This window comes from Brevundimonas sp. (assembly GCF_035627055.1).
Lineage (GTDB): Bacteria > Pseudomonadota > Alphaproteobacteria > Caulobacterales > Caulobacteraceae > Brevundimonas.
On sequence record NZ_DASPMM010000018.1, the window covers coordinates 254,830 to 279,577 of the forward strand.

General features: G+C 71.0%; 21 protein-coding genes. 8 read left to right on the forward strand and 13 right to left on the reverse strand.

The genetic code is table 11. The features are described from left to right. Nucleotides 1-83: 83 nt before the first annotated feature. Complete coding sequence (locus VEA98_RS09515; RefSeq protein ID WP_324813453.1) at nt 84-2,204, reverse strand: S9 family peptidase; 2,121 nt, start codon at nt 2,202-2,204, stop codon at nt 84-86. A 139-nt stretch (nt 2,205-2,343) separates the two neighbouring features. Here VEA98_RS09515 and VEA98_RS09520 point away from each other — a divergent pair, with 139 nt between their 5' ends. The 7 genes from VEA98_RS09520 (at nt 2,344) to trxA (ending at nt 12,479) form a co-directional block, all read left to right on the forward strand. Next, complete coding sequence (locus VEA98_RS09520; RefSeq protein WP_324813455.1) at nt 2,344-3,219, forward strand: GNAT family N-acetyltransferase; 876 nt, start codon at nt 2,344-2,346, stop codon at nt 3,217-3,219. A 7-nt stretch (nt 3,220-3,226) separates the two neighbouring features. After that, nucleotides 3,227-3,682 carry a tRNA (adenosine(37)-N6)-threonylcarbamoyltransferase complex ATPase subunit type 1 TsaE gene (gene tsaE, locus VEA98_RS09525; RefSeq protein WP_324813457.1) on the forward strand — a complete coding sequence of 152 codons (456 nt, stop codon included), beginning with the start codon at nt 3,227-3,229 and terminating at the stop codon, nt 3,680-3,682. Then, nucleotides 3,675-4,763, forward strand: a complete 1,089-nt coding sequence (amgK, locus tag VEA98_RS09530) for an N-acetylmuramate/N-acetylglucosamine kinase AmgK (RefSeq protein ID WP_324813459.1) — start codon at nt 3,675-3,677, stop codon at nt 4,761-4,763. Before tsaE ends, amgK begins: the two co-directional genes overlap by 8 nt. Continuing rightward, on the forward strand, nt 4,760-5,491 hold the full coding sequence (murU, locus tag VEA98_RS09535; RefSeq protein ID WP_324813462.1) for an N-acetylmuramate alpha-1-phosphate uridylyltransferase MurU: 732 nt from the start codon (nt 4,760-4,762) through the stop codon (nt 5,489-5,491). Before amgK ends, murU begins: the two co-directional genes overlap by 4 nt. Continuing rightward, on the forward strand, nt 5,488-8,565 hold the full coding sequence (gene addB, locus VEA98_RS09540; RefSeq protein ID WP_324813465.1) for a double-strand break repair protein AddB: 3,078 nt from the start codon (nt 5,488-5,490) through the stop codon (nt 8,563-8,565). The genes murU and addB overlap by 4 nt, the downstream gene beginning before the upstream one ends. Beyond that, nucleotides 8,562-12,029 carry a double-strand break repair helicase AddA gene (addA, locus tag VEA98_RS09545; RefSeq protein WP_324813468.1) on the forward strand — a complete coding sequence of 1,156 codons (3,468 nt, stop codon included), beginning with the start codon at nt 8,562-8,564 and terminating at the stop codon, nt 12,027-12,029. Before addB ends, addA begins: the two co-directional genes overlap by 4 nt. 108 nt (nt 12,030-12,137) lie before the next feature. Next, nucleotides 12,138-12,479, forward strand: coding sequence for a thioredoxin (gene trxA / locus VEA98_RS09550; RefSeq protein ID WP_324813471.1), 342 nt, complete (start codon nt 12,138-12,140; stop codon nt 12,477-12,479). Between the two features lies 1 nt (nt 12,480). Here trxA and VEA98_RS09555 read toward each other — a convergent pair whose 3' ends face one another. From VEA98_RS09555 to VEA98_RS09610, 12 genes are all read right to left on the reverse strand, one after another. Next, the gene (locus VEA98_RS09555; RefSeq protein ID WP_324813473.1) at nt 12,481-13,767 is read right to left on the reverse strand and encodes a folylpolyglutamate synthase/dihydrofolate synthase family protein; all 1,287 of its coding nucleotides are present in this window, start codon (nt 13,765-13,767) and stop codon (nt 12,481-12,483) included. Nucleotides 13,768-13,772: 5 nt separating this feature from the next. Then, nucleotides 13,773-14,669 (reverse strand): acetyl-CoA carboxylase carboxyltransferase subunit beta, encoded by an 897-nt coding sequence (locus tag VEA98_RS09560; RefSeq protein ID WP_324813475.1) that lies wholly within the window; start codon nt 14,667-14,669, stop codon nt 13,773-13,775. A 9-nt stretch (nt 14,670-14,678) separates the two neighbouring features. Further along, nucleotides 14,679-15,509, reverse strand: a complete 831-nt coding sequence (trpA, locus tag VEA98_RS09565; RefSeq protein WP_324813479.1) for a tryptophan synthase subunit alpha — start codon at nt 15,507-15,509, stop codon at nt 14,679-14,681. Continuing rightward, complete coding sequence (locus VEA98_RS09570; protein ID WP_324813481.1) at nt 15,506-15,934, reverse strand: hypothetical protein; 429 nt, start codon at nt 15,932-15,934, stop codon at nt 15,506-15,508. The genes trpA and VEA98_RS09570 overlap by 4 nt, the downstream gene beginning before the upstream one ends. A gap of 3 nt (nt 15,935-15,937) precedes the next feature. Then, nucleotides 15,938-17,122, reverse strand: a complete 1,185-nt coding sequence (gene trpB / locus VEA98_RS09575; protein WP_414642171.1) for a tryptophan synthase subunit beta — start codon at nt 17,120-17,122, stop codon at nt 15,938-15,940. A 63-nt stretch (nt 17,123-17,185) separates the two neighbouring features. Beyond that, a complete protein-coding gene (locus VEA98_RS09580; RefSeq protein WP_324813485.1) occupies nt 17,186-17,824 on the reverse strand; it encodes a phosphoribosylanthranilate isomerase in 639 nt (212 codons plus the stop codon). Beyond that, nucleotides 17,821-18,513 carry a pseudouridine synthase gene (locus VEA98_RS09585; protein ID WP_324813655.1) on the reverse strand — a complete coding sequence of 231 codons (693 nt, stop codon included), beginning with the start codon at nt 18,511-18,513 and terminating at the stop codon, nt 17,821-17,823. The genes VEA98_RS09580 and VEA98_RS09585 overlap by 4 nt, the downstream gene beginning before the upstream one ends. Nucleotides 18,514-18,551: 38 nt before the next feature. Further along, a complete protein-coding gene (locus VEA98_RS09590) occupies nt 18,552-19,451 on the reverse strand; it encodes a class I SAM-dependent methyltransferase (protein ID WP_324813487.1) in 900 nt (299 codons plus the stop codon). Between the two features lie 133 nt (nt 19,452-19,584). After that, nucleotides 19,585-20,340 carry a dienelactone hydrolase family protein gene (locus VEA98_RS09595; RefSeq protein ID WP_324813490.1) on the reverse strand — a complete coding sequence of 252 codons (756 nt, stop codon included), beginning with the start codon at nt 20,338-20,340 and terminating at the stop codon, nt 19,585-19,587. 475 nt (nt 20,341-20,815) lie between these two features. Beyond that, the gene (gene purH, locus VEA98_RS09600; protein WP_324813493.1) at nt 20,816-22,420 is read right to left on the reverse strand and encodes a bifunctional phosphoribosylaminoimidazolecarboxamide formyltransferase/IMP cyclohydrolase; all 1,605 of its coding nucleotides are present in this window, start codon (nt 22,418-22,420) and stop codon (nt 20,816-20,818) included. A gap of 100 nt (nt 22,421-22,520) precedes the next feature. Next, entirely contained in the window at nt 22,521-23,318 is a 798-nt protein-coding gene (locus VEA98_RS09605; RefSeq protein WP_324813495.1) for a hypothetical protein, read from the reverse strand. Between the two features lie 33 nt (nt 23,319-23,351). After that, a complete protein-coding gene (locus VEA98_RS09610; protein ID WP_324813497.1) occupies nt 23,352-23,891 on the reverse strand; it encodes a prolyl-tRNA synthetase associated domain-containing protein in 540 nt (179 codons plus the stop codon). Between the two features lie 51 nt (nt 23,892-23,942). Here VEA98_RS09610 and VEA98_RS09615 point away from each other — a divergent pair, with 51 nt between their 5' ends. After that, nucleotides 23,943-24,683: a DUF6065 family protein gene (locus VEA98_RS09615; RefSeq protein WP_324813657.1), complete on the forward strand. Its 741-nt coding sequence runs from the start codon at nt 23,943-23,945 to the stop codon at nt 24,681-24,683. Nucleotides 24,684-24,748: the final 65 nt, after the last annotated feature.

Consider the following 24,748-nt stretch of genomic DNA (forward strand, 5'->3'; position numbering starts at 1 on the left):
GAAAGGCTCAGTCGGCCGCGCCCGCGCATGAGAAAGGGCGCCCCCGTGGCCGGGAACGCCCTCTCTGGATCGCGAGCCGTGGCCTATTCGACCGGCTTCAGGTGCTTGTCGAGCCAGCCGAACACCTCGGTATGCCATTGCAGGCTGTTGGCCGGCTTCAGCACCCAGTGGTTCTCGTCGGGGAAGACGATCAGACGGCTTTCGATGCCGCGCCGCTGCAGGGCGGTGAAGGTCGACAGGCCCTGCGAGGTCGGGATGCGGAAGTCGCGGTCGCCCTGGACGACCAGCATCGGGTCTTCCCACTTGGCCACGTGATGGACCGGGTTGAAGCGCTCATAGCCCTGCGGGTTCTCGTAGGGCGTGCCGCCGTATTCCCACTCGGTGAACCACAGCTCCTCGGTGCCGTAGCCCATGCCGCGGATGTCGAAGACGCCGTCGTGGTTGACCAGGCACTGGAACTCGCCGGGCCAGTTGCCGGCGATCCAGTTGATCATGTAGCCGCCGTAGGACGCGCCGAGAGCGCAGGCGCGGTCGCCGTCGAGGAAGCCGTAGCGCTCCTGGGCAGCGGCCCAGCCCTTCTGCAGGTCTTCCAGCGGGCGGTCGCCCCAGTGCTCGCTGATCGCGTCGGTGAAGGCCTGGCCGTAGCCGGTCGAGCCGTGGAAATCGATCATCACCACCGCATAGCCGGCCCCGGCGTAGGTCTCCGGATTCCAGCGGTAGGACCAGCTGTTGCCGAACGAGCCTTGCGGACCGCCGTGGATCAGGAAGGCGACCGGGTATTTCTGACCTTCGACATAGTTGGCCGGCTTGATGACGTAGCCGTGGACGGTCTCGTTGTTCCACCCTTGGAAAGTGAACTGCTCGGCCTCGCCGAAGGCCTTGGCGTCGAACTGCGGGTTCACGTCGGTGATGCGGCGCGGCATCTCGCGGCCTAGGAAGGTCTTGACGAACAGCTCGCTGGGGCGGGTCAGGCTGTCCTGGGCGAAGACAAAGCCCGAGGGCGTCTGCTGGAAGGCCGAGACGTGGCCCTCGCCGGTGATCGGGGTGACCGAACCGCTGGTCACGTCGATGGCGAACAGGCGGGTCTGTCCGACGTCGCCGGCGGTCGTGTACAGGGTGCGGCCGTCCCTCGACCACTGCAGGCTGTCGGCCGAGCGGTCCCAGTTCGCGGCGACCTGACGGACCTGGCCGGTCGCCACGTCGCGCAGGAAGATGGCGTATTTGTCGGCCTCGAAGCCCGGGCGGGCCATGGCGCGATAGGCCATCGTCCGGCCGTCAGGCGAGAACACCGGACCGGTGTCCCAGGCGTCATTGTCCTCGGTCAGGTTCTCGAACACGCCGTCGCCGCTGAGGCCGCGGGTGCGCCAGAGGTCGAAATTGGTGCTCCACGGCTCGCTCTGGCCGGCCTGCCGGGCCGAGAACACCACGGCGTCGCCCTCGGGGGTGAAGGTGAACTCGCTTTCGTCGCCGAACGGCTTGGAGGGGGTGTCGCCGTCGAAACCCCGCGTCACCCAGACCGGCTCGCCCGAACCGTCGGCATTGACGACGAACAGATGGTTCTGGGTCCCGTCGTTCCAGGTGTCCCAGTGACGCACGAACATGCGGTCATAGACCTGGCCGGTGCTCTTGCCGTCGGCCTCCGCCTTCGCCCGGTCGACGGTGCAGGCCAGGTCGGCGCAGGACGGGAACACCGCCAGCGAGACCACGACCCTGGCCGCGTCTCCGCTCAGCCGGTAGGCGTTGACGTCCAGCGGCAGGTCGGTGACCTGGATCGGGCCGGTCCCGTCGGCTTCGGCGCGCCAGACCTGGCTCGATCCCGACCGGCTGGACAGGAAATACAGCTTGCCGTCCGAGCCCCAGCGCGCGGTGTTGGCGCCGCCCTCGCTGATCGCCAGGCGTCGGCCCTCGCCCGGGTCCTGCAGGTCCATGATGTAGAGCGAGCCCTGGCGGCGGTTGGCCTCCACGTCGGTGGTGGTCACCGAATAGACCACCCAGCGGCCGTCCGGCGACACCTGCGGATCGCCCAGCCGGTTGGCCGAGATCATGTCGCGGTAGGTGAACGGCTCGGCGGCCTGGACAGGCGCAGCGGCGGCCGCAGCCTCCTCGGCCGCTTCCGCCGGCGCGACAGGCGTTTCCGCCAGGGCGGGAAGGCCTGCGGTGGCGAGAAGGGCGGCGGCGCTGAGGCCGGTCAGGAGGCGGGTCATGGGACGCATGCGCGGGGATCCTCGGCGTTGAGCGGAAATCACGGCGCGAAGGGGTGGCGCCGCGGGGCCCGCGCGTCAATGCCGCCCACTCGCCCTCGGCGCTTGCGGAGCGTCCCGCGACCGGCGACAACCGGGGCGAATGACCGCCGCCGCCCTGACCTCGTCCGCAGCGCGCCCCAGCCCGGAGGCGCCGCACATCTGCGATGTGCTGATCGCCGAGCGCGCGCCCCGGCTGACGCGCTCGGCCCTGTGGCCGCTGGCCCGGCCGTTTCTCTACAGGCTGCTGAACTATCGCCAGGCCGTGCGCATGGCCGACGCGGTGCGGCCGCTCTCGGGGGCCGAGGCCCTCGACTATATGAGCGACCTGCTGGGCCTGAAGGTGACGGTGATGAACGCCGACCGCATCCCGACGAGCGGCCGCTGCATCGTGGTGGCCAATCACCCGACCGGGATCGCCGACGGCATCGCGGTGTTCGACGCCATCCGGGCGCGGCGGCCCGACGCCATCTTCTTCGCCAACGCCGACGCGCTGCGGGTGTCGCCCCGGCTTGGCGAGGCGGTCATTCCGGTGGAATGGGTGGTGGAGAAGCGCACCCGGGAGAAGACGCGGGCCACGCTGCAGGCGGCGCGCGAAGCCTTCGAGGCCGAACGCTGCGTGGTCATGTTCCCGGCCGGGCGGCTGGCGCGGGTGGCGAAGGACGGCTCGGTGACCGACCCGGAATGGGCCCCGACGGCGGTCTCCCTGGCCCGCAGATACGACGCGCCGATCGTCCCGATCCATGTCGCCGGACCCCATTCGCGGCTGTTCCACTGGTTCGACCGCTTCTCGCAGGAACTGCGCGACGTGACCCTGTTCCACGAACTGCTGAACAAGAAGCGCAAGCGGTTCTTCCTCAAGGTCGGCAAGCCGATCGCGCCGGCGCGGCTCGACATCGACGCGGCGCGGGCGACCTATGCGCTGAAGGCCTTCACCGAGCGGGTCCTGCCCAGCCAGCCGGACGCCGACTTTGCCTGAGCCGCGCGTGGTCACCCTGAAGGACGCCGACGCCACCGCGCGGCTGGGCGCGGCCATCGCGCCGTGGCTGGCCCCGGGCGAGGCCGTGCTGCTGTACGGGCCGCTCGGCATGGGCAAGTCGACGCTGGCGCGTGGGCTGATCCGCGCCCTGACGCGGCCGGACGAGGACGTGCCGTCGCCGACCTTCACCCTGGTGCAATTCTACGAGAGCGCGCCGCCGGTGGCGCATTTCGATCTCTATCGCCTGACCCGCGCCGGGGAGGCCGCAGAGATCGGGCTGGACGAGGCGCTCGACGAGGGCTGCGTCGTCATTGAATGGCCGGAGCGGCTGGGGGACGATCCGTTCGTCTGGCTGGGGCCCGACCGGCTGAGCGTGAGCCTGGCGGAACAGGGGACGGGGCGCGTTGCGACCGTTTCTGGCGTAGGCACGTGGGACAGCAAGCTGAAGAACCTCCATGTCTGACCGCGAACGACAGCGTCTGGATTTCCTGAAGGCGGCCGGCCTCGCCGACGCCGTGCGCGCGCCCCTGCCTGGAGACGCCTCGACGCGCCGCTATGAGCGGCTGACCACGCCGGCCGGGGCGACGCTGATGCTGATGGACCAGGCGCCGTCGGCGGAGTCCCAACCCTGTGACCCGTCATGGACGCCGGAGCAGCGCGGCGCGGCGGGCTGGAACGCCGTGGCCCGGCTGTCGGCGGGGCGGATCGAGGCCTTCGCGGCGGTCGCCGAGCACATGCGGCACGCGGGCCTGTCGACACCGGACATCATCGCCGTCGACGCCGGGGCTGGTCTGGCCGTGATCGAGGATTTCGGCGACGACCTGTTCGCCCGCGTCATCGAGGCGGGGGAACCGCAGGCGCCGCTCTATCTCGCCGCCGTCGACGCCCTCGCCCGGCTGCACATGGCCGCCCTGCAGCCGCCGACGATGCAGGGCCCCGCCGGCGAATGGCCGTTGCTGACCTATGACGCCGTGGCGATGACGGGCGGCGCGGACCTGTTCGTCGAATGGATGCCCAAGCTGCACCCGGATCTCGCCTTCGGTCCCGCCGCGCTCGAAGAATGGACCGCCGCCTGGGCTCCGATCGCAGCGATGGGCGAGCAGAAGGCCTGGGTGATCGCCCACCGCGACTATCACGCCGAAAACCTGATCTGGCTGCCGGAACGGACCCACCACCGCCGGGTCGGGCTGATCGACTTCCAGGACGCGGTGATGGCGCATCCCGTCTGGGATCTGCACTCCCTGCTACAGGACGCGCGGCGCGACGTACCGCCGGAACTCGAGAAGGTCGCGTTCGACCACTATTGCGAGGTTAGCCTGGTCGACCGCGAGACCTACTGGCGGGACTATGTCGCCCTCGCCGCCCTCAACGAGACGCGCATCCTCGGGGTCTTCGCCCGGCTGATCGCCCGCGACGGCAAGCCGCGCTACCGGCAGTTCATGCCGCGGGTCTGGGCCCATCTGAACGCCAATTTGCGGCAGCCGGGGCTCGAGGCCGTGGCGGCGTGGTTCGCGCGCCATGTCCCGGAAGAGAGACGCGGATGAGCGTGGCTCCGAAGACCGCCATGGTGCTCGCCGCCGGCTTGGGGACGCGGATGCGGCCGCTGACCGACGACCGGCCCAAGGCGCTGGTCGAGGTGGCGGGCCGGGCGCTGATCGATCACGTGCTGGACCGGCTGGCGGAAGCCGGGGTCGAGCGGGCCGTGGTCAATGTCCATTGGTTCGCCGACCGGCTGGAGGATCATCTGGCCGCGCGCGGGCGAGGCCCGGACATCATCATCTCGAACGAACGCGCCGAACTGCTGGAAACGGGCGGCGGGCTGAAGAAGGCCGCCCCCCTGCTCGGCCCCGACCCCGTCTTCGTGGCCAATATCGACAGCGTCTGGACCGACAATGGCCGCGAGGGGAATTCCGCGCTGAATCAACTTGCTCGCCTGTGGAATCCGTCAATCATGGACGCCGTCCTGTTGCTGGCGCGGCGCGAGGGTTCGATCGGCTTCGAGGGCGGCGGCGACTTTTTCCTCGCCGACGACGGCCGGCTGACCTTCCGCGGCGGCGCGCCGGAAGCGCCCTTCGCCTATATGGGCGTGCACATCTGCCGTCCGGATTACGTCGCGGACGGGCCGGAGGGGCCGTTCTCGCTGAGCGGCCTGTGGCGCCGGTCCGCCGCCGCCGGCCGGCTGTACGGCTGCGTGCTCGACGGCGACTGGATGCACGTCGGCGACCCGCAGGCGCGGGCCGAGGCCGAGGCGCGGCTGGCCGCGGCGGGATGAGCGGTCCTTTCGATCCGTTCGCGCCTGCCGGACCCCGCTGGTACGCCATCGAGGCGCGGCGGCCGTTCCTCGAGGACCTGGCCGCCGGCGTGCTTGACTGGCTGGGCGAGCATCCGCCCGAGGCGCTGTCCGACGCCGTCATCCTGCTGCCCAACCGGCGCGCCGCCCGCGCCTTCACCTCGGCCCTGACCAAGCTGGCCGGCGACCGGCCCGTGCTGCTGCCGCAGGTGCGGCCGCTCGGCGATCTCGAGGAGGACGAGCCGCCGTTCGCGCCCGGCGAACTGGGCCTCGACCTGCCGCCGGCGATCGCGCCCCTGACCCGGCGCTTCGAAATGGCGCGGATGATCGTCGAGGACTTTCGCCCCGGCCTCGCCCCGTTGCGGGCGCTGGAGATGGCGGACGCGCTCGGCGGCTTCCTCGACTCCTGTCAGCTGGAAGAGATCGAGGATCTCGGGCGCGTGGCGACCCTGGTCGAAGGCGATCTGGCCGAGCACTGGCAGGAGTCGGCGAAATTCCTCGGCCTCGCCGTCGAGGCCTGGCCGAAGCGGCTGGCGGCGATGGGGCTGGTCGATCCGGCCTGGCGCCGGGCCCGGCTGCTGCGCTTGCTGGCGGACGCCTGGACCGAACGGCCGCCGACCCAGCCGGTGATCGCCGCCGGCTCGACCGGCACCGCCCCCGCCGCCGCCGACGTGCTCGCCGCGGTCGCCGCCGCGCCGCAAGGCTGCGTCGTCCTGCCGGGTCTGGACCGGGATCTCGCCGCGGGCGTCTGGTCCCAGCTACGGGACAACGAGCAGCACCCGCAGAACGCCCTGTGGCGGCTGCTTCATCGGCATGGGGTGGAGCGCGAGGGCGTGAGGCCGTGGTTCACGGCTCCGGAAGACCCGGCGGGGGCGCTTCGCAGCGGAGCCCGGCAGCGGCTGCTCAACGAGGCGTTGCGTCCGGCCGACGCCACCGATGACTGGCGCGATCTGATCCGGACCCTGAGGGCCGACGCCTTTCGCGAGCGTTCGACGGACCCCATCGCCGAGGGACTGGAGGGTCTCTCCGTCGTCACTGTTCGCGCCGAGGAGGAGGCGGCGGCGACCTTGGCCCTGATGATGCGCGAGACCCTCGAGACTCCGGGAAAGACCTGCGCCCTCGTCACGCCCGATCTCGCGCTCGGCCGGCGGGTCGCGGCCCGGCTCGAACGCTGGGGCGTCGTCGCCGACAACTCCTCCGGCCAGCCCCTGTCGCGCATGCCGGCCGGCCGGCTGATCGACCTCGCCGCCCGCTTCATCGCCCATCCGCTCGACCCGCATGCGCTGCTCGGCCTGTTGAAGCACCCGCTGGTCCGGCTCGACCTCGGCGAAGCGGACTCCGCGCGGGCGGTCGGGGCGCTGGAGGAATACGCCCTGCGCGGGCCGCGGCTGCGCGACTGGGCCCGCGCCCGCCGCGCCCTTCTGAAGGCGGCCGAACCGCGCGACGACGGCAAGCCGCGCTCCGAACACACGATCGCGCGCGTGGCCGCCGCTCGCCGTCTGCTCGACCGGCTGGAGAGCCTGTCCGACGCCGCCCGCGCACCCTTTTCCGACGAGGCGCCGCTGGACGCGGCCGCCCGGGCCCTGACGGCGCTCGTCGAGTCGCTGGCGGGCCAGAACGCCTGGGCCGGGCCCGACGGGGAGTCCGCCGCGTCGCTGCTGGCCGCTCTGATCGAAGGGGGCGCGTCGCTGGGCGCCCTCTCCCGCGCCGACTTCGCCGAACTGGTGGGCGCCCTGCTGGGCGAGGAGACCGTACGCACGGGCGGGGCCAACCAGCCGCGGCTGCGCATTCTCGGAGCCATCGAGGCCCGACTGGTCCGCGCCGACCGGATGATCCTCGCCGGTCTGGAGGAAGGCGTCTGGCCCAACGCCGCCCCGACCGACCCCTTCCTGTCGCGGCCGATGCGCAAGGCGCTGGGCCTGCCGCCGCCGGAACGACGGCTGGGCCAGACCGCGCAGGACTTCGTCCAGGCCGCCTGCGCCCAGGAGGCCATCCTGGTCCATTCCGAACGCCGCGGCGGCCAGCCGGCGGTCAAGTCGCGCTGGCTGTGGCGGCTGGAGATGCTGACCCGCGGGGCCGACGCCGACGAGACGCCGGTGGTTCTGGAGCGGCCGTCGGTCTGGCTCGAACAGGCCCGCGCTCTCGACGCTCCGCCACAGCCGACGCCCGACTACGCCTCCCGGCCCGCTCCGAGGCCGCCGGTCGAGCGCCGGCCGCGCGAACTGCCGGTGACCGGGGTCGAGCGCTGGGTGCGGGATCCCTACGCCATCTACGCCCGCTATGTCCTGAACCTGAGACAGATGGACCGGCCCGGCCAATCGGCGGAAGCCCTGGCGCGCGGCAATGCGGTGCACAAGGCGGTCGAACGATTGACGGTGTCGTGGCCGGAGGTTCTGCCGGAGGACTGCGCCGACCAGCTGGAAACCCTGCTGCTGGAGGAGCTGGGCCACCACGGGTTCGAGGACGCGGCCATGGCGCGGGAGGCGCCGCTGGCCCGCAACTGCGCCCGCTGGCTGTCCGGCTGGGAGGCGGAACGGCGCGCCCGGGGGATCGAAATCAGGGTCGAGGAGAAGGTCCAGATGCGACTTCCCGGCCCGGCCGGCCCGTTCAGACTGACCGCCAAGGCGGACCGGATCGAGCTGTCCGCGACGGGGGCGGCGGTGCTGGACTTCAAGACCGGACAAATCCCCTCGCCGAAGCAGGTGAAGTCCGGCTTCTCGCCCCAGCTGACCCTGACCGGCGCCATCCTCGCCCATGAGGGCCTGTCCGACACGGGCCCGGTCCAGCCGGAGGAGTTGACCTATGTCCGCGTCGTCGGCCGCAAGATTCCGGGCGAGGCGAAGGTGCGGGCGGCCGGGGACGAGGCCGTGGCCCTGTCCGAGGCGGCGCTGGAAGGGCTGAAGACCCGCATCGCGCGCTTCGACGATCCGACCACGCCCTATCTGTCCTGGGTGGCGCCGCAGTTCATGGGGTCGTTCGGGGGCAACTACGACCACCTCGCGCGGGTCTGGGAGTGGCACGTGGTCGGCGGTGAAGACAGCGGAGACGCCGAATGAGCGCCCGCATCCTGCCTGATCCGCACCAGATCGCCGCCGCCGATCCGCGCCGGTCGGTGTTCGTCACCGCCAACGCCGGATCGGGCAAGACCTCGACCCTCGTCGACCGCGTGGCGCGGCTGCTGTTGGAGGAGGTCCAGCCCGGCGAAATCCTGTGCGTCACCTACACCAAGGCCGCCGCCGCCGAGATGCAGGCGCGGCTGTTCGACCGGCTCGGGGCCTGGGCGGTGATGGACGACGCCGAGCTGGCGCAGTCGCTCGCCGATCTCGACCATGGCGATCCGCACAGCCTCTCCGGCACGGACCTGTCGAGGGCGCGCCGGCTGTTCGCCAAGGCGCTGGAGACGCCGGGCGGGCTGAAGATCCAGACCATCCACGCCTTCTGCGAGAAGCTGCTGCGCCGCTTCCCGATCGAGGCCGACGTCACCCCCGGCTTCACCGTGCTGGAGAACGAGGCGGCTCTGGCGCTGTCGCACGAGGCGCGCGAGGACCTCGCCCGCCTGGCGCTGGGCGAGCCCGAAGGGCCGGTCGGCCGCGCCTACAGCCATTTCGCGGTCGAGCTGGACTGGGGCGCCTTCCAGTCGCTGCTGGCCATGATCGAGGCCGACCGCGCCAAGCTGACCGACTACACCGCCCGCGTCGCCGACGGCCGCGCTCCTGCGCCGCACGTTCTGGCGGGCAGCCCCCCGGACGAGACGCCGGAGTCTATCGAGGCGGACTTCCTCCGCTGGATCGACGGGGGCGAATGGCTGGCGGTCGCCGTCCAAATGGCGGCGGGCTCGAGCAACGACCAGAAATGCGCCGAGCGGATGCGGGCGGCGGCCTGGTCCTTCGCCGGGCTGGGCGGCGTCTTCCTGACCGACGGCGCGCCGCGCAAGGCTATGGCCACGGCCAAGGCGCCGCCGGCCGCGGGCGCCTGGCTGGCCGACCTGCAGTTGAAATACCTGTCGGCGCTGGAGACGATGCGCAAAGCGCGGGTGGCGCAGGATACCCGGCACGCGCTGATGCTGGCCGAGGCGCACGCCCATCTGTACGACCAGGCCAAGGCGGCGAAGGGCGCGCTTGATTTCGGCGATCTGGTCGCCCGTACGGTGGACCTGCTGACCGAGAAGGCGTCGGCGGCCTGGGTGCTCTACAAGCTGGACGGCGGCATCGAGCACGTGCTCGTGGACGAGGCCCAGGACACCGCACCCCAGCAGTGGGACATCCTGCGGGCGCTGACGGAGGGCTTCTTCGCCGGCGAGGGCGGACAGCGTTTTACCCCCCTGCCCGCGTCCGGCGAGCGGCTGGCGCGGACCGTGTTCGCGGTCGGCGACGAAAAGCAGTCGATCTACTCCTTCCAGGGTGCGCGGCCGGAACGGCTGCGGCGGGAGGCCCAGCGCTACGACTCCCTCGTGACCGGCTCCGGCGCCGCCTTCGAGGGCGTCGAACTGGCGACGTCGTTCCGCTCGACTCCCGAGGTGCTGCGCTTCGTGGACGCGGTGTTCGAGGGTCCGGAGCGGACCGCCGCCCTCGTCGGAGAGGACATCGGCGCCATCCCGCCGCACGTGGCCAAGCGCGAGGGGCAGCCCGGCTGCGTCGACCTGTGGCCCCTGTTCGAAGGCTTCGCGCCGCCGGAGCCGGAGGTCTGGGACCCGGTCGACCAGGAGTCGGGTACGAGCGGGCGCAAGCGGCTGGCCGCCAGACTGGCCGCCGAAATCCGCCGCCAGGTCGAGGATGGCGAGGCGGTCCACGACCGCAGATCCGGAAAGTTACGGTCCTGCGGCTGGGGCGATTTCCTGATCCTCGTGCGCCGCCGGGACGCGACCTTCGAGGAGATCATCCGGGCCCTGAAGACCGCCGGTGTGCCGGTGGCCGGCGCCGACCGGCTGAAGCTGTCGTCGCACATCGTCTTCGACGACCTGATCGCCCTGGCCCGCTTCGCCCTGTTCCCCGACGACGACCTGAGCCTCGCCGGCGTCCTGCGCAGCCCGTTCTGCGACGTGGACGAAGACAGCCTGTTCGCACTCGCCGGACGGGAGAACCGGCGCAAGCTGTGGCGGGAACTGCGGGACCGTTCGGGTGAGCGGTCGGAGTGGTCACACGCCCGGGACCTTCTGGCCTTCGCCCTGGAGACCCGCGACCGCGACCCCTTCGCCTTCTTCTCCGGCCTGCTCAATCGGGTGGACGCCAAGGGTCTGTCGGGTCGCGCCCGTGTGCTGCGCCGGCTGGGGCGAGAGGCCGAGGAAGCCCTCGACGAAACGCTCAACCAGGTGCTGTCGGCGGAGGACCGCGGCGGCGTCGATCTGGAGACCTGCCTCGCCCTGCTCGAGGCTGCGGACGTCGAGGTCAAGCGGGAGCTGGAGGGGCCGCGCGACGAGGTGCGGGTGATGACCGTCCACGGCGCCAAGGGGCTGGAGGCGCCGATCGTCATCCTGCCGGACACGACCTCCCGGGCGAAGGCGCAGGGGCCGTCGCTGATGCCGGTGGCGCTGGACCAGGGCTCCGAGGGGTGGCTGATGTGTCCGGGCTCGTCGAAGGAGGACTGCCCCGCCTCGAAGGCGGCGCGCGAGGCCCGGCAGGCGCGGACCGACGCCGAGACCCTGCGCCTGCTCTACGTCGCCCTGACCCGGGCGCGGGACCGGCTGATCCTGATGGGCCGGGCCTGCGGCAACTCGAAACAGGGCTATGACGACGGCAGCTGGTGGCACGTGCTGAGCGAGACCTTCGGGCGCCTCGGCGACCACTCCCGTGAGGTCGGGAGCGGCGTGATCCGATTCGGCCCCGATCCCGCGCGGCTGCCGGCCTCGGGCGCGGGGGCGGCGGCGGGCGCGGCGGCGCCCCCATGGGCGGCTTCAGCGCCAGCTCCGGACCACGCCGCCCGTTACGTCGCGCCGTCCCAGCTGGAGGGCTCGGTCCGCATTCCCGCCCCCTCGCCCCTCGCCACCGCCGGCGGGCCCGGGGCGCCGCTGGGCCGGTTCCGGCGCGGCGACCTGATCCACCGGCTGCTGGAGCGGTTGCCCGAGATCGACGAAGCCGAGCGGGCTCCGGCCGCGGTCAGAATGCTGTCCCGAGAGCGGGACCTGACCGACGACCAGCGCGCCGAGATGGTCGCCGCCGCCTTCTCCGTGCTGGACGACGCCCGCTTCGCGCCGGTGTTCGGGCCCGGATCGCGGGCCGAGGTCGCCCTGTCGGGAAGCGCGCCCGAGCTGCCGCGGGGGGTGGCGGTTTCGGGCCGCATCGACCGGCTGGTGATCACGCCGGACCGGGTGCTGGTCGTCGACTACAAGACCAACCGCCCCGCCCCGGACCGCATCGAGGACGCCGATCCGGCCTATGTGCTGCAGCTGGCGGTCTATGTCGCGGTGCTGAGGCGGCTCTACCCGGATCGTCCGGTCGAGGCGGCGCTGGTCTGGACCGACGGGCCCAGGCTGATGCCGGTCCCGCAGGGACTGATGGACGCAGCCCTGGCGGACGCGCGTTGATTTGATCGCCGACGCGCCCCACATCGCTTCCGAACGGCTGGAATCATCGCATGATGGCCGGCTGAAACCGCATCGCGCCGCTTGTTCCGGGCGCACCAAGGAGAGCCCATGGCCACCGTCAAGGTCACCGACGACAGCTTCGACGCCGACGTCCTGAAATCGTCCACCCCCGTGTTGGTGGACTTCTGGGCCGAGTGGTGCGGCCCGTGCAAGCAGATCGGCCCGGCGCTGGAGCAGATCGCCGACGAACTGGCCGGTCAGGTCACCATCGCCAAGGTCAATATCGACGATTCGCCCATGGTCCCGTCCCGGCTCGGCGTGAAGGGCATTCCGACCCTGATGCTGTTCAAGGACGGACAGCTGGCCTCGATGAAGGTCGGCGCCATGCCCAAGGGCAAGATCGTCGAATGGCTGGCGGAAGCCGGGATTTCGTCGTCGGCGGCGGCCTGATCTAGTCCGGCCAGGTCTCGCGGCTCGCGCCCAGCACTTCGCCCGCGAGGTAGAGCGAGCCGCAGATCACCACCCGGCCCGCCCCGAGACGGAGCGCGCGCTCCAGCGCCTCCGTCGTCGAGGCGCAGGCCGTGGCCCCCAGCCCGTGACCCCGCGCCACCGCCGCGAGCGCCTCCGGTTCCGCCGCCGCGCCGTCGAAGCACGTCGTGAACACCGTGGCGCCGGTCTCCTTCAGCGCCTCGAAGAAGCCGCCGGCGTCCTTGTTGGCGAGCATGCCGACGATCAGCGCCAGAGGCCGCGGCGCGCGGGCCTGACGTTCCAGCAGGGCTTCCGCCAGCGCCCGTCCTGCGTGCGGATTGTGCCCGCCGTCGAGCCACAGCTCCGCGTCCGCCGCCCGCGCCGCGTCGGCGTACGGACCGGCGGTCAGACGCTGCATCCGCGCCGGCCAGCGCACCGTGCGCAGTCCATTGGCGATGGCGCTTTCAGGCAGGTCCAGCTCCAGCGCCACGGCGACCGCCAGTCCGGCGTTGGCGACCTGATGTGGGCCGGCGAGCGCCGGCGCCGGCAGGTCCAGGAAGCGGCTCTGGTCCTGGAAGGCCATGCCGCCGCGTTCGGCCCAGGCGTCGAAATCCGTCCCCATCACCGTCAGCGGCGCCCGCACGGCGTCGGCGGCGACCTCGATCGCGGCCATAGCCTCCTCCGGCTGGCGGGCGATCAGACCCCGCGCCCCGGGCTTGAGGATGCCGGCCTTCTCGACCGCCACGCCGCGCAGGCTGGCGCCGAGGAATTCGGCGTGGTCGAGGTCGACCGGGGTGATGACGCTGAGCAGCGGCCGCTCGATGACATTGGTCGCATCCAGAACCCCGCCGAGCCCGACCTCGATGATAGCCAGGTCAGCCGGGGTTTCGCTCATGGCCACGAAGGCGGCGGCGGTGGTGCTTTCGAACACCGTGGCCTGGCTGCCGGAGCTGTCGATGGCGGCTTCCACCCGGTCGAGGATGGCGTTCAGCGGCTGGTCCTCGATCAGCCTTCCAGCGAGCCGGATGCGTTCGTTGAAGCGCACCAGATGCGGCGAGGTGTAGGCGTGGACGCGCAAGCCCGCCGCCTCGGCGATGGCGCGGATGAAGGCGACGGTCGAGCCCTTGCCGTTGGTGCCGGCGACATGGATCACCGGCGGCAGACGGTGTTGCGGATCGCCGAGCGCTGCGCAGAGCAAGCGCATCCGCTCCAGAGACAGGTCGATGCGCTGCGGGTGACGCGCCCTCAGTCGTTCGGAGATCGGGTCCATCGGCCTCAGGCCGCCCGGCGCTTCCCGCCCATCAGCATCGACAGGAGCTGGCCGAGCACGCGCGGCAGGTCGGCGCGGACGACGACGCGGTCGACCATGCCCTTTTCCTGCAGGTATTCGGCGCGCTGGAAGCCCGGCGGCAGCTTCTCGCGGATGGTGGCCTCGATGACGCGCGGGCCGGCGAAGCCGATCAGGGCGCCGGGCTCGGCCAGATGGACGTCGCCGAGCATGGCGTAGCTGGCGGTGACGCCGCCCGTGGTCGGGTCGGTGAGGACCACGACGAACGGCAGCTGTTTCGCCTTCAGTTCCTGGATGGCCAGGGTGGTGCGGGCCATCTGCATCAGGCTGAGGGCGCCTTCCTGCATCCGCGCACCGCCGGCGGCTGTGTAGCAGACCAGCGGCACGCCCCGCTCGATCGCGGCGCGGGCGGCGGCGATGAAGGCCTCGCCGGCGGCCATGCCCAGCGAACCGCCCATGAAGGTGAAGTCCTGGACGATGACCACCGCCGGCGTGCCGTCCAGTTCGCCGAAGCCGATGGCCATGGTGTCACGCCGCCCGCTGGCCTTGCGCGCCGCCGCCAGCCGCTCCTTGTAGGGCTTGCCGTCGGAGAATTTCAGCGGGTCCTCTGGGACCTCGGGCGTGTCGATCGGCTCGTACTCGCCGCCGTCGAAGGTGAAGCGCAGCCGCGTCGGCGCGTCGATGCGCATGTGCCGACCGGAGGGCGTAACCCACAGCGACCCCTCCAGATCGGAGCGGTACAGCATCTCGCCGGTGTCGGGATCCTTGACCCACAGATTGTCCGGCGTGTCGCGCCGGCTGACGATCTTGCGAACGCCGGGCGCGAAGCGGGACAGCCAGCCGCCGCGTTTTTCCTGGGGTTTGGGGGGAGTCTTGTCAGCCATGGTGGCGCTTTAGACCGTTTCCGCGACCCGCGCACCCCGGACCGCGTCCGCGAGGGCCTTCACCTTGCCGAGAACGCGCCGCGGCGCCGGTTCGTTCGCCTTGAGCGCCGCCGCCACTTCATCGACCAGCACCGAGCCGGCCACGACGGCGTCCGCGACGCGGGCGATCTCGGCCGCGCGTTCCGGCGTCTTCACCCCGAAACCGACCGCCACCGGCAGGCCCGAGGCCTTGCGCACCCGCTCCACCGCGGGGGCGACCGACAGGGCCTGCGCCTCCTTGACCCCGGTCACGCCGGCCACCGAGACATAGTAGACAAAGCCCGAGGTGCGTTCGGCGATGAGCTTGAGCCGGGCGTCGTCGGAGGTCGGCGTGGCCAGACGGATCAGCGACACCTGGACGGCGTCCAGGGCGTCGGACAGCGGCCCGGCCTCTTCCGGCGGGCAGTCGACCACGATCAGGCCGTCGACCCCGCTGGCGGCGGCGTCCCGGGCGAAGGCGTCGTAGCCGTATGTCTCGATCGGGTTGAGGTAGCCCATCAGGATGACGGGCGTATCGGCGTCGCCCTCGCGGAAGGCGCGCGCCAGGTCGAGCGTGCCCCTGAGCGTCAGTCCGGCCTTCAAGCCGCGTAGGGCCGCGCGCTGGATCGGCGGGCCCTCGGCCATGGGGTCGGAGAAGGGGAAGCCCAGCTCGATGATGTCGGCCCCCGCCGCCGGCAGGCCGCGCAGGATCTCCAGCGCCTGATCCCGCGTCGGATCGCCGGCCATCACATAGGCCACGAAGCCCGCCCGGCCTTCGGCCTTCAGCGTGGCGAAGCGGGCGTCGATGCGCGCAGTGGTCATGGTTGGGGCGTCGGCTCCGCCGCAGCCGGCTGGGCCGGCGCGCACACGTCGCCCGGAATCACCCCGAATCCGAGATAGCCGGTCGCTTCCGGGCTCACCGGCCGCGAGGTGTCGTAGAAGGCCTGCATCTGGAGGCCGTCGCAGCCGCCGCCGTCCCGCCGCCTGACGAACACCACGCGGTTGTCGTCCCCCCCGGCCGCGATCCAGCCGCGGCCCTCGAGCTCGGCGGTATAGGCGTCGGCCAGTCCGCTGATGCCGGGCAGGGGCGCGCTGACGCAAAAGGCGCGGCCGGCCAGACCGTACAGGTTGCCGCAATCGGGCGCGGCGGTGGCGCCGGCGAGGATCGGCACGTCGGGAAGCGCGCCCTGGGCCGTCGCGGGCCCCGCCATCGCTGCCGCGGCGGCCGCGAGAAGGAAGAATTTCATGGTCTAGAGCTCCACGCCGAGATGCTTCGCCACGGCGAAAATGTCCTTGTCGCCCCGCCCGCACATATTGAGCACGACATCGCCGCCCTTGCCTACTTCGCGGGCGATCTCGCCGACGCGGGCGAGGGCGTGGCTGGGTTCGAGGGCGGGAATGATGCCTTCGAGCTTCGAGCACAGCTGGAAGGCCTCCAGCGCCTCGGCGTCGGTCGTGGCGCGGTATTCGGCGCGGCCGATGTCCTTGAGCCAGGCATGTTCCGGGCCGATGCCGGGGTAGTCGAGCCCGGCCGAGATCGAATGGCCTTCGAGGATCTGGCCGTCGTCATCCTGCAGCAGATAGGTGCGGTTGCCGTGCAGCACGCCGGGGCGGCCGCCCTGCAGGGAAGCGGCGTGATCGGGGCCGTCCAGCCCGCGCCCGGCCGCTTCGACGCCGATCAGACGCACGCCGGCGTCCTCGATGAAGGGATGGAACAGGCCGATAGCGTTCGACCCGCCGCCGATCGCCGCCACGCAGGCGTCGGGCAGCTTCTCCTTGCGGGCCAGCAGGGAGGCGCGGACCTCGCGGCCGATCACCGCCTGGAAGTCGCGCACCATGGCCGGATAGGGGTGCGGCCCGGCGGCGGTGCCGATCAGGTAGTAGGTGTCCTCGACATTGGTCACCCAGTCGCGCATGGCCTCGTTCATGGCGTCCTTGAGCGTGGCCCGGCCGGAGGTCACCGGCACGACCTCGGCGCCGAGCAGCTTCATGCGGAACACGTTGGGCGATTGCCGCTCGACGTCCGTGGCGCCCATGTAGACGACGCACTGCAGGCCGAAGCGGGCGCAGACGGTCGCCGTGGCCACGCCGTGCTGGCCGGCGCCGGTCTCGGCGATGATGCGGGTCTTGCCCATCCGCATGGCCAGCAGGATCTGGCCCATGCAGTTGTTGATCTTGTGCGCGCCCGTGTGATTCAGCTCATCGCGCTTGAACCAGATGTCGGCCGCGCCGTAGTGGGCCGTCAGCCGCTCGGCGAGATACAGCGGGCTGGGCCGGCCGACATAGTCGGTCAGGAAGCCGTCCAGCTCGGCCTGGAAGGAGGGGTCGGCCTTGGCCGCCTCGTAGGCCGCGTCCAGCTCGTGGATCAGCGGCATCAGCGTCTCGGCCACGAACCGTCCGCCGTAGGGGCCGAAGCGGCCTTCGGCGTCGGGCATGGCGTAGCGGTTGGGCAGGATGGCGTTCACGGACGAAGCTTTCGCGCGGGGGAGCGGCGGAAATCAGGCCGAGCGCGCCGCATCGAGGAACGCCGCGATCAGGGCAGGCTCCTTAACACCCGGGGCGGTTTCCACGCCAGAGGAGACGTCGACGGCGGGCGCGCCGGAGATGCGGAGGGCCTCGGCGACATTCTCCGGCGTCAGTCCGCCCGCCACGAACCACGGGCGGCGGAAGGCGCGGTCGGCCAGCAGCGTCCAGTCAAAGCGGGCGCCGACGCCGCCGGGCAGGTCGGAGCCCTCGGGCGGTTTGGCGTCGAACATCAGGTGATCGGCGAACGGCTCCCAGGCCTCGGCTTCGGCGAAGTCCTCGTGCACGCGGATCGGCAGGGCCTTGATGATCCCGGCTCCGGTCAGGGTGCGGATATGTTCCGCCCGGGCGGGGGTTTCGGAGCCGTGCAGCTGGATCAGGTCCGGCTTGAGGATCAGGGCGATTTCGGTCAGCAGGGCGTCATCGGCATCGACGGTGACAGCGACGATCTTCGCCCTGCCGCGGGCCCGTTCGAACAGCGCAGCGGCGTGCAGCGGGTCGATGTGGCGCGGGCTCCTGGGGAAGATCACGGCGCCGACGAAGGCCGCGCCGCCGGCGAGCGCCGCGTCGAGCGTCTCAGGCGTGGTGAGGCCGCAGATCTTGGCGAGGGTCATGGGGCGAATATGGCGTCGACGCCGGCCTGATCCAGCAGCCGCCATTCGCCGGGGGCCAGGTCGTCGGGCAGGGACAGGCCGCCGATGCGCTCGCGGTGCAGGGTTTCGACGTGATTGCCGACGGCGGCGAACATGCGGCGGACCATGTGGTAGCGGCCCTCGGTGACGGTCAGGCGGGCCTCGGTGGAGGACAGCACCTCCAGCGCGGCGGGCGCCAGCGGCTTGTCCTCGCCTTCGAGCACGAGGCCGCCGGCGGCGAACAGGTCAGCCTCCGTTCCGGCCAGCGGGCGGGCGAGGCCGGCGCGATAGACCTTGGCGACGTGGCGTTTGGGGCTGATCACCCGATGGAGCAGGTCGCCGTCGTCGGTGAGCAGGAGCAGGCCGGTGGTCTGCTTGTCGAGGCGGCCGATGGTCGAGATGGCGGGGTCGCGGCGGCGCCAGCGGTCGGGCAGGACGTCGTAGACGAGAGCGCCGTCCTCCTTGTGCGAACAGGTCATGCCGAGCGGCTTGTGCAGCATCAGGACGAGGCCGGGCGGGGGGTCGAGCGGCTCGCCATCGATCTGCATGCGCGACGGCAGGTCGGGGGTGACGGGGATGCGTTTCGACACGTCGGTCAGGTCCGCGCCGTCGAGGACGATGCCGCCGGCCTTGCCAAGGCGGGCCATCTCGCTGCGCGAGCCGTAGCCCATGGAGCCGAGGAGCTTGTCGACGCGGGCCGTGGGCGTCTTCACTTCACCGCCTCGATGACCTTGTAGCCGCCCTTGTCGGCGACGGGTTGCGAGCGTTTGAAGGCGGCGGTGATGTCGGCCTCATAGGGCAGGTGGCGGTTGGCGACGAGCCAGAGGACGCCGCCCTTCTTCAGCAGGGCCGCGGCCTGGCGGATGAAGGCCTGGCCGAGGCGGCGGTCCTCGGCGCCGCCGTCGTGGAAGGGCGGATTCATGACCACGAAGTCGAGGTCGGCGGCGGCCTCGACGGTGCGGGCGTCAGCCCAGTCGAAGTTCGCGCGGGGGTCGTCGACGTTGCGGCGGGCGGCCTCGACGGCGCGGCGGTCGAGGTCGATGAGGCGCAGCGAGGTCACCGCCGGGGAGCGCAGCACCACCGTGGCCAGCGCCCCGTAACCGCAGCCGAGGTCGGCGCCGGCGCCCTTCAGCGGCGGCAGGGACTGGGCCAGCAGAAGGGTGCCGGCGTCGACCCGATCCCAGGCGAAGACGCCGGGCTGGGACCAGGCGTCGAGGCCGGGGACGAGGCGGGGCGCGCCGGCGGCGATGGCCTCGTCCAGCCCGTCGACCGCGTCCGGCCTGATCACCACGCAGCGGCGGTGGTGGGCCTTGGCGCTTTCGCCGATCTCGAGACCGAAGGCCTGGAGCTCCTTCTTGAGGCGGGAGCCGCCCTTGTCCTTGGGGGCCATGACGTCGAGGCGGCCGCCCGGCTTCAGCGCCTTCAGGGCCAGCGCCAGGGTGTAACGCCGCTCCAGCACGCCGGGCGGGGCGTAGATCATGGCGGCGTCGGCCGAGCCTTCGGGCACGGACTCCAGCGCGGTCGAGCCGGGGATCAGGGGCGAGGTCTGGAGGGCGTCGTCGGGCGGATCGAACACCGCGGGCGGGCGGCCGTAGAGGAGGGTCGTCATGGCGCGGTCCCTAGACCATTTTTGCTTCAGGTCGAATCGACCTGAATCCAAAAAATGGTCCAGACTCAATGCTGGAGCGAAATCTGAGCCGAGTTGGACTGCGTCCAACTCGACCGATTTCGCTCTAGACCAATCAGGCGGCGGGCGCGACCGCCACGTCGTCCAGCAGGGCTCCGAAGCGGCGCAGGGCCTCGTCGCTGAGCCCCGGGTCGTAGCGCATCGGCGGGGCGGTCATCGGCTCGTCGAAGCTGTGGGTGCCGTCGGCGACCCAGGTCTCGACCTCGGCGCCGCAGTTGCGGACCATGGCGTGGACGCGCTCCGCGTTGCGGACCGTGGTCAGGTGATCGGAGCGGGCGATGACCGCGAGGGTCTTCGGGCAGCGCCGCCACGGGCGCATGCGGTTGAAGGCGGCGATGCCGACGTAGGGGTAGGCGAGGTAGGCAGCCACGACCCCGTCGAGGGGGACGGCGCCGGGATCGGCGAGGCCGAGAGCGGGCCGGGAGCGGTCGGCGCTCATCGCCTCCATGATGCCCCAGCCGCCGTGGCTCCAGCCGGCCAGGGCGATCTTCGAGGCGTCGACGTCGGGCCGCTGCGACACGCCGTGCAGGGTCGCGAGGATGTCGCCGGCGCGGTCGTGGCCGCGCAGCAGCAGACCGGTGCAGACGGTGGCCATGGCGAACGCCCGGCTCCAGCCGCGCATGCCGTAGGAGTCGACGGTGAAGGCGCGCCAGCCGGCCTGCCGGGCGACCTCGGCGTATTTGGGCAGATGGCCGCGCAGGCCGCCGCAGCCGTGGAACAGCAGCACCGCCGGGCGGGGCCGGTCATCATCGGGGCCGACCACGGTGGTGTGGGGCTCGAGCCGGGCCCAGCGCTGGGAGAGGGTGTCCATAAGCGCCACCATAACGAACGGGCGGAGCGGCGGAAGCCGGGATCGGGGGCGCGGGTTTTACCCGGGTAGAACGCCAGAAATTGCGTCCGTAGCGTCCACAGAGTGCATAGCGTTCGTAGAGTGCATAGCGTTCGCCAGACGATGGGGGCGGATGTGATTGTCAAAGACCCGGGACGACCGATCGGCAGTATACGCCCGTCCTCTCCTGCGGCGGGTTGGTGACGCTGGGTTTTTTGGAAGGCGTTGGAATCACTGGGGTCTGTCTCGGAAAGTCTGGAGACAGAGGGCGGATTGTCAGCAGGATTTCTCCTTTTCCCCTTGCGGGAGAAGGTGGGCGAGCGAAGCGAGGCCGGATGAGGGGTCGCGCTGAACGTCGTGAAAAGGCGGTGCGACCCCTCACCCGTCGACGCCAGAACGACGGCTTCGCCGCCGTGCGTCGTCTCCCTCTCCCGCAGGGGGAGAGGGAGCGGACTCCCTAATGCCGGAAAACCCGCACGCCGGTGAAGGCCATGGCGACGCCGGCTTCGTCCGCCGCGGCGATGACTTCCTCGTCGCGGATCGAGCCGCCGGGCTGGATCACGGCGGTGGCGCCGGCCGCGACCGCTTCGAGCAGGCCGTCGGCGAAGGGGAAGAAGGCTTCGGACGCACAGGCCGATCCCTGGGCCAGCGAATGGGCCAGGTCCTTGGCCTCGCCGGCCTCGCGGGCGCGGATGGCGGCGATGCGGGCGGAGTCGCGGCGGTTCATCTGGCCGGCGCCGATGCCGGCGGTCTGGCCGTCCTTCGCATAGACGATGGCGTTCGACTTGACGTGTTTGGCCACGGTGAAGGCGAACAGCATGTCCTCGATCTCCTGCGGCGTCGGCTGACGACGGGTGACGATCTTGAGGTCCGACGGGGCGATGCGGCTGCGGTCGCGCGACTGGACGAGGAAGCCGCCGGCCACGGAGCGGAACACCTCGCCGGCGGCCAACGGATCGGGCAGGCCGTCGGTCAGCAGCAGGCGCAGGTTCTTCTTGGCCGCGAAGATGCTCTGCGCCGCCTCGTCGGCGCCGGGGGCGATGACGACCTCGGTGAAGATGTCGGTGATCCGCTTCGCATCGGCGCCGGTCAGGGTGCGGTTGACGGCGATGACGCCGCCGAAGGCCGAGACGGCGTCGCATTCCAGCGCCCGGGCGTAGGCCTCGGCGAGATCGCCGCCGACCGCCACGCCGCAGGGGTTGGCGTGTTTGACGATGACGCAGGCGGGGGCCTCGAACTCGGCGACCAGCTCATAGGCGGCGTCGGCGTCGGCGATGTTGTTGTAGCCGAGCTCCTTGCCCTGCAGCTGACGGGCGTTGGAGACGCCGGGCCGTGCGTCGCCGGTGCGGTAGAAGGCGCCGGTCTGGTGCGGGTTCTCGCCATAACGCAGTGTCTGGGCCAGCGAACCGGCGATGGATTTGCGGGCCGGGGCGGCGTCGCCGACCTGCCGCGCGAACCAGCCGGAGACGGCGGCGTCATAGGCGGCGGTGCGGGCGAAGGCGCGGGCGGCGAGGCGTTTGCGCAGCTCCAGCGAGGTGGCGCCGTCGGCCTTGAGCGCCTCCAGCACCTCGTCCAGCCCGGCCTTGTCGACGCAGACGGCGACGTAGCCGTGGTTCTTGGAGGCCGAGCGGATCATGGCCGGGCCGCCGATGTCGATGTTCTCGACCGCCGCCTCGAAGCCGCCGCCGGAGGCGACGGTGGCCTCGAACGGATAGAGGTCGATCCAGGCGATATCGATGCCGCCGATGCCGTGCTCGGTCATGGCCGCGGCGTGGGAGGGCTCGTCGCGCACGCCGAGCAGGCCGCCGTGCACCACCGGGTGCAGGGTCTTGACCCGGCCGTCCATCATCTCGGGGAAGCCGGTCAGGTCGGCGACGTCCTTCACCGGCAGGCCGAAACCGGCGATGGCGGCGCGGGTGCCGCCGGTCGAGACCAGTTCGACGCCGAAGTCGTGCAGGGCGCGCGCCGCCGCCTCCAGCCCGGTCTTGTCGCTCAGCGAGATCAGCGCGCGCTTCGGCGCCACGCGGTCGGGCGCGGGGGGAAAGTCGGGAGCGGCGGGCATGGCGGCGATCCGTATGCTGGCGTGGGGGTCGGGGAGACGCGGGGGCTCTAGCATGAGGCGCTGGAGAAAGTCAGCCAGTCCCAGTCCTCGCGTCAGACCATCAGTACGCATCCTGCTCCAGCGCGACAGATGAAAGGCCCGGGTCCCTCCGCCTTTCGTTTGGCCGGCTCGTGATCGTGAGAAGGGTGATCAGGGGGTGACCATGGATGTCGCCGTCTTGAATGGTGATTCGAAATTGACGGGGTGAATTCAGTACCGAATCCCCGATGAACTCGACCCACTGAATCTTCTTCAGATCCAGCGAACGAAGATAGGCGGAGCCGTCACAAGGCGCTCCCTTCCGATCGTCGCGTCGGCTCATGCACGAGAGGTTGAAGGTCACCCGCTCCTTCCGGGCTGCGTCACGAGCAAGCGCGGCCAGTTCAATAGCCGGTATTATCTCATGCGCCTCGCCCCCTATCAGGTGATCGAAATCCCTGTAAGCCGCGCAGCCTGCGTATTGAGATCCGGCCGCCCGGTTCGACTCGTCGGCGGGATCGGCCCAGATTCCGTACGAGTCCCTTACCTCCGCCGGAACGCCGCTCTCGCGGTCCCGCATTCGGCTGTAGTTGTCGAACGAGTAGACGCGCACCCGGCACAGCGATGCGCTCGCGGCATCTGGGCGCCCGTACAACGAAGCGCCGTCCCACAAGCCGTGGGAATCTCGTTTATCGGCCACGATCATCCGGGCTTCACGGGCGATCAGCACCCGCGCAAGGACTGACGTGGGCAGGCGCTGCAGCAGCGGCGAATGTTTAGGCCCGACCGGCAATGGAACGGCGCCGAGCAGGATCGTTGTCACCAGCGCGCCGAGAACAACGCCGCCCGCCATCCAAGCGGGTCCGATCAACTGTTTCACTCTCCGCTCCCCAAAGCTTCGCGGTATGGGGCTTCAGGATAGTGTCGAGAAATCGACCACCACCGGCTCGCGCCCGATCCGCGCCAGGAACCGCCGGAAGTCAACTTGCGTCAGCGCCGTCGTGGCCGTGTTGGTCAGGGGGTGGAAGTTGACGATGTCGGCGTCCCACAGGGCCTTGTCGAGGACGAAGGTCACGCGGTGGTCGGGGTCGTTGATCAGGCCCAGCGCCGTCACCGAACCGGGGCGGACGCCGAGGGTTTCCCACAGCAGGGCCTCGTTTCCGAAGGACAGGCGGGCCGAGCCGATCCATTTGTCGGCGCGCTTCAGGTCGATGAGCGTGTCCTGGCGGGCCGAGATCAGCCAGAGCTTCCCCTTCTTGTCCTTGAGGAACAGGTTCTTGGTGTGGGCGCCGGGCATGGCGGCCTTGAGCTCCAGCCCTTCCTCGACGCGGAAGACGGCGGGGTGGTCGTGCGTGATCTGGGCGATGCCCTGCTCCGCCATCCACGCCAGCAGGCGGTCGCGGTCCCAAGCGGGCGCGGGGGCTGTGTCGGCGTTCGGCTTGTCTTGGGTCATGAGGCGCCGCTAGGGATGAGGGACATCCTCGATACCGTCCGGAGCGCCGCCGTGGAACTGGAATGCTACCCGATGTCGGACCAGCCGTGCGACCTCGTCCCGGGGCGCCAGCCGCGCGACTGGATGGATGCGTTTCCGAGCCGCCATCCCTATCGCTGCCTGCCGCTGACCATGGCCAACACCACCGGCTGGGAGGTGCTGTGCCCGCTGAGCTTCACCGCCGAGTGGAACGGCGGGCCGAGCCAGAACGACATCACCATCACGCCGGACCGGCACGCGCCGAACCTGCACCATGTGGTGACCTCGCATTTCTCGCGCGGGGTGATCACCCTGCATCCGCAGTATCTGTTCCGCACGCCGCCGGGCTGGGGGCTGCTGGTCACCGGCGCGCCCAACCACGTCAAGGACGGCATCGCGCCGCTGACCGGGCTGGTGGAGACGGACTGGCTGCCGTTTCCCTTCACCATGAACTGGATCTTCACCCGGCCGGGGCGGGTCAAGTTCGAGCGCGGCGAGCCGTTCTGCTTCATCACGCCGATCGAGCACCGCAAGGCCGAGGCCTTCGAGCCGGTGATCCGCTCGATCGATTCCAATCCGGTGATGAAGGGGCAGTTCGAGGCCTGGAACCGCCAGCGCACCGACTTCAACCGGCGGCTGGCCTCGGGCGATCCGGACGCGGCCAAGGAGGCGTGGCAGCGGTTCTACTTCAAGGGCGAGTTGCCCGAGGAACTGGGGGCGGCGCCCGAGACGCATGCGAACAAGCGGCGGCTGAAGGCGCCGAGGTTGGGGTAAGCAGCAGGCAGCAGGCAGGATCAGAGCAGGGGGATCGCCGTCAAGCGCGGTCGACCCTGTTGCCT